The organism is Vibrio fujianensis, from assembly GCF_002749895.1.
Taxonomy (GTDB): Bacteria; Pseudomonadota; Gammaproteobacteria; order Enterobacterales; family Vibrionaceae; genus Vibrio; species Vibrio fujianensis.
Genome location: NZ_NBUS01000054.1, coordinates 656,817 through 663,967, shown reverse-complemented (window position 1 = coordinate 663,967; position 7,151 = coordinate 656,817). Strand labels below are relative to the sequence as shown.

Genomic DNA, 7,151 nt, shown 5'->3' with positions numbered 1-7,151 from the left:
TCATTGGGGTGGAGGTGTCTCCTGACGCAAACGCTTTAGATGTTATTGAATTAGTTCGTCAAGTGTGGGACCGAGATATTATTCCACAGCTCCCACAAGGTTTGTCTGCCTATATCGCTTACGATTCCACTGAGTATATTGAAAATGCGATTGATGAGGTTGTGATCTCCATTGTTTTGGCGCTTGCTATCGTAGTGTTGGTCATTTATGCCTTCCTCGGCTCGATTCGCTCAGTGATTATTCCGGCCGTTGCGATTCCGGTTTCCTTAGTCGGTACCTTTTTCCTCATGTGGTTACTGGGTTTTTCCATTAACCTACTGACATTACTTGCTATGGTACTGGCGATTGGCGTCGTCGTGGACGATGCCATTATTATGCTGGAAAATATCCATCGCCACATTGAAGAAGGGAAGAGTCGTAAAGAAGCGGCCATTCAGGGGGCACGTGAACTTGCGTGGCCAATCATTACGATGTCGACCACGTTGGTGGCGGTATTCTTACCGATCGGTTTTGTCGGAGGCCTAACGGGAGTTTTGTTTGTTGAGTTTGCCTTTACTTTAGCGGCATCGGTCATTTTATCTGGAATTGTTGCTTTAACATTGTCTCCGGTTATGTGTGCCTATATTCTCAAGCCTCACGATACCAATCATGAAAAAGAGAAGTCGTTAGAGCAATGGCTGGATAAACAGTTTGATCGTCTTCACCACGCTTATCAACGCACATTGCATAGTTTGCTTGACACTAAGAGTGTCATACTCACCTTTGGTGCAATTGTGCTTGTTTCTTGTTATTTCTTATTTGTCACCAGCCCCTCGGAATTAGAGCCCGCCGAAGATCAAGGGTTTATCTTTTCGATTTTAGAAAGTGACAGCTACCACACGTTGGATGCGTTGAGTCAAGCAACCGGAGAGCTAAACCAGTTAGTTGATCACGTTGAGGAGATAGAAAATGTCTTTATCATTAATGGGATGGGGGGAACCAATACCGCGATTGCTGGGATCGTCTTAGCCCCGTGGGAAAGAAGGGAACGAGATACTCATACGGTGTTAGAGAAGGATATTCAACCATTCCTTGCTCAACAACCCGCACTCAATAGTTTTGCATTAGTGCCACCTTCACTGCCTTCTCCTGGTGGAGGTACTCCCGTTGAATTTATTATTGGCTCTACTCAGCCTTTTGAAGCGCTACAAGAAGTTGTCCAAGAAATTCTAGGTCGAGCAATGGCCAGTGGGCGGTTTATTTTTGTCGATAGTGATTTAAAAATTAATCGTCCGCGACAAACGGTTGAGGTTGATCGTGAAAAAGCGGCCTTAATGGGCGTTTCCATGCAGCAAATTGCAGCCGATTTAGGCAGTTTATTGTCAGGTGCTGATACCGGACGCTTCTCACTCGATAATCGTTCTTACCGAGTTATTCCACAAATAGAGCGTAAAGAACGTTTGAATCCGGATCAACTGACTAACTATTACACGCGAAATAAACAGGGTGAATTGGTACCACTGTCGGCGTTAGTGACCTTAACGGAATCGGTGCAGCCGCAAGCGCTACGAGGATTTCAACAACTCAATGCAGTAAAAATCTCTGGTGTTCCTCGTCCTGGCGTACCTCTGGGAGAAGCGTTGGGTATCCTCGATAGTATATCTGCTGAAGTGCTACCTGCTGGATTTAGTGTCGATTATGCTGGGCAATCACGGCAGTATAAAAGTGAAGGCCAGCAGCTTGTTGTTACCTTCTTTTTTGCTCTGATCGTGATTTTCTTGATTTTAGCGGCGCAGTTTGAATCATTTAAAAACGCCATTATTATCATGGTCACCGTGCCAATGAGCGTGTGTGGAGCATTGATTTTTATCAGTCTAGGGTTCACGAGTATCAATATATATACTCAGGTGGGGCTGTTAACTCTCGTGGGGCTGATTGCTAAACACGGTATTTTGATTGTTGAATTTGCCAATCAGCTGCAGTTGGAAGGTCGAAGTAAGCGAGAGGCGGTCGAACAAGCGACGGCGATTCGTTTGCGACCGATTCTAATGACCACGGCCGCAACAGTACTTGCGATGATTCCGCTGCTTATTGCCACCGGTGCGGGAGCAGGCTCTCGTTATGCCATGGGGCTGGTAATTGCCAGTGGCATGACCATCGGTACTCTATTTACCTTGTTTGTTGTGCCTGCAATGTATCTATTATTGGCAAAAGATATCAATCAGCACGGTGAGCGTTTAGTCGTACAAGACTAACAACGGCTCACTTGAGTCAATACGATGGCCGCTTCATTTTGATGCGGCCATTTTTGTATAATGAGCGAGAGGAGCATCGCTATAAAATCCCAAGCGGTAATCTACCATCTTGTTGGGATATGTTGTGGTTAAAGGCGAAGAGTATGTTTGTAGTTATTGGGTGAGCGAGACGAGATCGGCTGGGCGGTAATAAACCGATTTAAGTACTTTACCTTGGCGAATAGTTTTCCCTTCCATCACCACATCTTCAGCACATTTGGCAATAATATAGTCGCCCTTTGGGACGGCCATCAGTTTAATGCCTTGTTTGGCATAGAATTCAACTGTATCGGCAAATTCTTGTTCATTACGGCAGACTTTGCTCATATTTGAACTATGAACTTCATCCCAACAAGGAAGAAAATTGATGCCACGGTTCGCCGCAACATTGAGCAGTAAATCAATCAGATAACTAATGGCAATATTATCATTTATCTGCGTATGACCAAGGTGGACGAGACGCCCCATTAAGACATAGATGCTATCGACAATAGCATCGGCTTGCTCGACTTTATTATCCGCTTCGGCAAGTTCTGTTAGTTCTTCAATCGCTAACGAGGTATGTAACGTATCGGCTTGTGCATCTAAGCTAGCGGGGTCGGCCACTGGCAGGTCAAACGTACTACGAAATTCATGAATATCGTGATAAAGGTGGTGATAAATCTCTTGAGTCAGCTTAGATAAGTACATGTTCTGATCCATATTATAAAAATAAAAAATACGCTAACGGGCTTGCTTTATGGACGAGAGACATCAGCAAGCATAGTGATGACCTTGAATCGATAAGACAATCCGCTCAATGCTAGATAAAGAGTATTGAGCGGCGTAGGTATGAAAAGGTCATGAGTAGCGCAAGTCGCTGTATCTGCCATTCCTAAGTGGTAACTAGAACACAAAAGAATGGTCGGATAAAAGTTTAGGCGCGTTTGGGGCTGTTTTTTGACCGGTAAAGCTTAGTTAGTTTATAGGTAAAGCTTAGCTAGCTCTGCCGGCTCGATCTCTTTTCCTTCAAGATTCGCATTCCAGTTCGTACCGATGAGAACACCATCTTCGGCTAAAGTGATCAACCAATCTTCAACAAAAATATCGAGCGGAATTTCTAATACTTCAAAATCGGCCCATTCTTCTACATTATGCAATTGTGCATCTTCTTTACTCGACCAGAAAGGCATCACTTCGCTGTCTTCGAATTCGGTTGATTCACAAGAGAGCCAGCCTTCTTCGTTACGTAGCCCCCAAACCAATTGATTTTCTTGCGATTGATTGATGAAAAGATCTAGGTTAGCTTGCACATCTGCCGTTAATTTGCTCATTTTATTCTCTCACTAAGAATGACGCGGCTAGGGTAGCATTTTCAAGGGTCAAATCCCATTAAGTTTTATGCTGATTACCGTTGATATTTTAGCGAAATAGAAAGGGAAAAAGTGCTTTACGCTGCTGATCGGTGAGTTGGGAAACCCGCTCAATATTAATCTCAGGAATCAACTCCGGGTTTGGATAATACTTGAGGACTTTTTCTAGACTTTCTTCACGAATCAGGTGAAAAATAGGATAAGGCGAACGGTTGGTGAGGTTCTCGTCATCGTTAGGTTGCGTACCGGCAAAACAGTAGTCTGGGTGAAAGGTGGCAACTTGGAAAATACCTTCCCAATCTTGTTGGCGGATCAGTGCTTCAATCCAATCAATGTAAAAGTTGTAGTCCGTAAAATCGGCCAGTAAGTGAGGAACAACTACCAACGTCGTTTCTAACTCTTCGGGGTCTTTGGTATCGAGCTCAAGGAGTTGATCCAAAATATCTTGCAAAAGAGCTTCTTCGCTTTGCGCTTGGCTGACGTGAATTTTGATTTGCTTATTGCGTTGTGGTTTGGCTGCGAAAGGGCAAAGGTTTAGCCCGATCACGACATCGTTCAGCCATTGATTAACTTTTTGAGTGATGGTTTGTTGGTTGGTCGTTGAGTTCATTGGGCTGCGTTTATTATTTGTCTGGAGTGTGATTCTAGCATGTTAATGGACGGATTTATAAGTTGACGAAGGCGGTATTTCTTGTGAGCGGGTATGCTGATGGCTGAGTGTCCAACATAAGCTAAAGAGTACACCGTAGATAATTGAGCCGCCAAGTGTCACTATTTTCCAGCCCCCATGTTGCCAGCAATAGAGCAGATAGAAACCACCTAAACTGCCCCCCACATAGTAGTGGACGAGATACAAAGCTGTCGCGGTCGCTTTTGCTTGGGGAGCTTTTTGACTAACCCAAGCATAGGCGAGCGTATGAGTAAAAAAGGCCCCAAAACTAATCAAAATTAACCCTAAAAGCATAAATAGAATCGATTCAATGTTAGCCAACCACATGCCAAGCATGCTCAATATGCCTCCCAGAGCCATACCGATGACGGCGTCAAACCGTTGCGTCCAATGGCTGGTTAATTTAGAGCTGAGCGTGCCAGCTAAATAACAGAGGAAAATGAAAGAAGCTAAGCCAATAGGAAGTGCGTAAGGTTCTGCAACTAAGCGAAAACCCATGACTGAGTACAGGTTTACAAACAGTGCGAAATTGGTGGCACCAATCAGCATCGCTAGCCAAAGCGTTCGATTGGTTAAATGCCGAATCATGGCTTTATTATGATGAAAAAACATCCCTCTTTGAGGCGTGAAATGTTGCTGTTTAGGAAGAAGGATAAAAACAAGTACCGCGCCACATAACGTAAAGAGCGCCATGGTGATGACGGCTGTTTGCCAACCTAATGCATCGGTGAGTAGCCCTCCGGCAATGCGTCCGCAGATCCCGCCCAGAGAGTTTGCGGCAATGTAGCCACCAATCGCTTTATTAAAGGCTTGGGGGGAGAGTTCTTCTACCATATAAGCTACCGCAACCGAAGCAAATGCCGCTAATGCAATTCCCATTAGTGCTCGGGTTAAGACCAAAACCCATAAGTGATCGCTGATCAACATCAGCAATCCAATCAATGGCATAGCAAATAGCCCAAATAACATGACTTGGCGGCGTCCAATAGATTCGGAGCCAATGGCCCAAGGGACTAAACTGATTGAGAGAGCCAGCGTCGATGCGGCGAATAACCAATTAATCTGTGTCTCAGAAACCATAAAATGGTGCGCTAAATAGGGTAGCATCGGCTGAAAAAGGTATAAATTACAAAAAACTAAAAAAGACCCAAATGCTAAAGCGAAGGTGACTTGCCGATATTGTGGGCTGTGTAGTTCAATCATAGAGACTTACCCAAGTGGAGTGTAGTGGTTGATGTGATCAAAGTAACAGCCTTCTTTTAATTAATAAAATATATTAAAATTATCGTTGTAATATATTTGGTTAATGGTTAATGGTTAATGGTTAATGGTTAATGGAAACTCGTCATCTAAAACATTTTTTAGCTGTGGCTAAGTGGCAAAATTTTACTTATGCCGCGCAGCAGTTACATATCGCGCAGCCAGCACTGAGTATTTCAATTAAGAAATTTGAGCAGCAACTTGGGGTGAGCCTCTTTAAGCGCGATGATCGTAAAATTACGTTAACTCATGAAGGGCAAGTTTTATTGGAACATGCCAAGCGAATTGATAGGCAAATCAAAGATGCTCAACTTGCCATTGATGAGCTAAAAGGTTTGGTGAAAGGAGAGGTTCGTCTTGGCGCTCCCAGTATGATGGGTAGCTATTTTTTCCCGCAAATTGTTATGGCGTTTAAAAGCCATTTTCCACAACTGAAGATGACGGTGATTGATGCGGGAACTCAATCGATTCGGAAAATGTTATTGTCTGGTGAGTTGGATATTGGGGTGATTTTAAATCAGGATGTGCCGGATGATTTGGAGGTTGATCCGTTACTTTCTTCCCAAATGGTCGCAGTGGTGGGTTCTAAGCATGAGTTGGCAGAACAGAGTGTGATTGATTTTCAGCAATTTTTTTCGCATGAATTAGTGATGTTTAAACCGGGATATTTTCATCGTGAATTTATTGATCATATCTGTAAAAAATATCAGCATACAGCGAATATTTCTTTTGAAACCAATCTATTACCCATGATTCTTAGCATTGTTAAGCATGAATATGCGATTACCGCCTTGCTTGAATTAGTGACAGATAATGAACCTGAAGTCAGGGCGGTTCCTTTTCATCCTCCGTTGTGGCTCGATCTTGCGCTGGCATGGCGTAAAGATGCTTATCTCTCTAATGCGGATAGAACCTTTATCGAGTTCGTCAAACAGTATGTTTAACTTAGCCTTTGCTGTGGTAGATACGTTCAAAGTTACTGGCGTTCCACCCTATCATCAACCGATCGGCAATTTTCAGCACCGGAATGCTGCGAGCACCTAAGGCGTCCAGTTCTTTTCGACCACGTTCCATTTTCGCATTACATAAGCGATATTTTATCCCTTTTGTATCTAAATATTGCTGGGCACTTTTACAGTGAGGGCATTTATCTTTCACATAAAGGACAATACGTTTCATAATCAAGCTCAATGACAGAAAGAGAGCGAGTTTAGCGTTTGAACCGTAGTGATGCAATCGGCGGTGAATCGTTTTTCTCTTTTCGCTAGGGTTTGATTATTTTTAGCCGAGCACATTAATAAACTCAGTTACAGGCCATCAGGTGGATTATGCATTAGCTCTTTTTCTGTCAAAAGCATCGTAACAAGCAGATTTTGAAGTTATTTCCCTGTACACTGGGGTCAACAAAACCTAGTGTTAAATAACAGGTAATTAAGCCATTAATGTGGCTCTAATGAAGAAGTCCTCAAGCTAAAATGAATTGAGCCGATAAAGTCATTAGAGTATTTGCATGGTCAATATGAAGTAAGGGGGCAATATGGATTTTGATTTCTATCTACCCTGTCAGCCTGAGTGGCTTTGTAAGCCTTTCATCGC

General features: G+C 43.4%; 7 protein-coding genes. 2 read left to right on the top strand and 5 right to left on the bottom strand.

Annotated elements, in window-relative coordinates:
* The coding region (locus B7C60_RS16160) for an efflux RND transporter permease subunit (protein ID WP_245869599.1) at positions 1-2,234 on the top strand (2,234 nt) is incomplete at its 5' end.
* 153 nt (positions 2,235-2,387) lie between these two features.
* Here B7C60_RS16160 and B7C60_RS16155 read toward each other — a convergent pair.
* The 4 genes from B7C60_RS16155 to B7C60_RS16140 form a co-directional block, all read right to left on the bottom strand.
* Positions 2,388-2,963: a nucleoside triphosphate pyrophosphohydrolase family protein gene (locus B7C60_RS16155; protein WP_099612526.1), complete on the bottom strand. Its 576-nt coding sequence runs from the start codon at positions 2,961-2,963 to the stop codon at positions 2,388-2,390.
* Positions 2,964-3,235: 272 nt separating this feature from the next.
* On the bottom strand, positions 3,236-3,586 hold the full coding sequence (locus B7C60_RS16150) for a DUF2750 domain-containing protein (protein WP_099612525.1): 351 nt from the start codon (positions 3,584-3,586) through the stop codon (positions 3,236-3,238).
* A gap of 88 nt (positions 3,587-3,674) precedes the next feature.
* Positions 3,675-4,235: a DUF1415 domain-containing protein gene (locus tag B7C60_RS16145; protein ID WP_099612524.1), complete on the bottom strand. Its 561-nt coding sequence runs from the start codon at positions 4,233-4,235 to the stop codon at positions 3,675-3,677.
* A gap of 42 nt (positions 4,236-4,277) precedes the next feature.
* Positions 4,278-5,498, bottom strand: coding sequence for an MFS transporter (locus tag B7C60_RS16140; RefSeq protein WP_099612523.1), 1,221 nt, complete (start codon positions 5,496-5,498; stop codon positions 4,278-4,280).
* A 131-nt stretch (positions 5,499-5,629) separates the two neighbouring features.
* On the opposite strand from B7C60_RS16140, the gene B7C60_RS16135 reads away from it, so the two are divergent.
* On the top strand, positions 5,630-6,499 hold the full coding sequence (locus tag B7C60_RS16135; RefSeq protein ID WP_099612522.1) for a LysR family transcriptional regulator: 870 nt from the start codon (positions 5,630-5,632) through the stop codon (positions 6,497-6,499).
* Between the two features lies 1 nt (position 6,500).
* Here B7C60_RS16135 and B7C60_RS16130 read toward each other — a convergent pair whose 3' ends face one another.
* Positions 6,501-6,734: a glutaredoxin family protein gene (locus tag B7C60_RS16130; protein WP_099612521.1), complete on the bottom strand. Its 234-nt coding sequence runs from the start codon at positions 6,732-6,734 to the stop codon at positions 6,501-6,503.
* Positions 6,735-7,151: the final 417 nt, after the last annotated feature.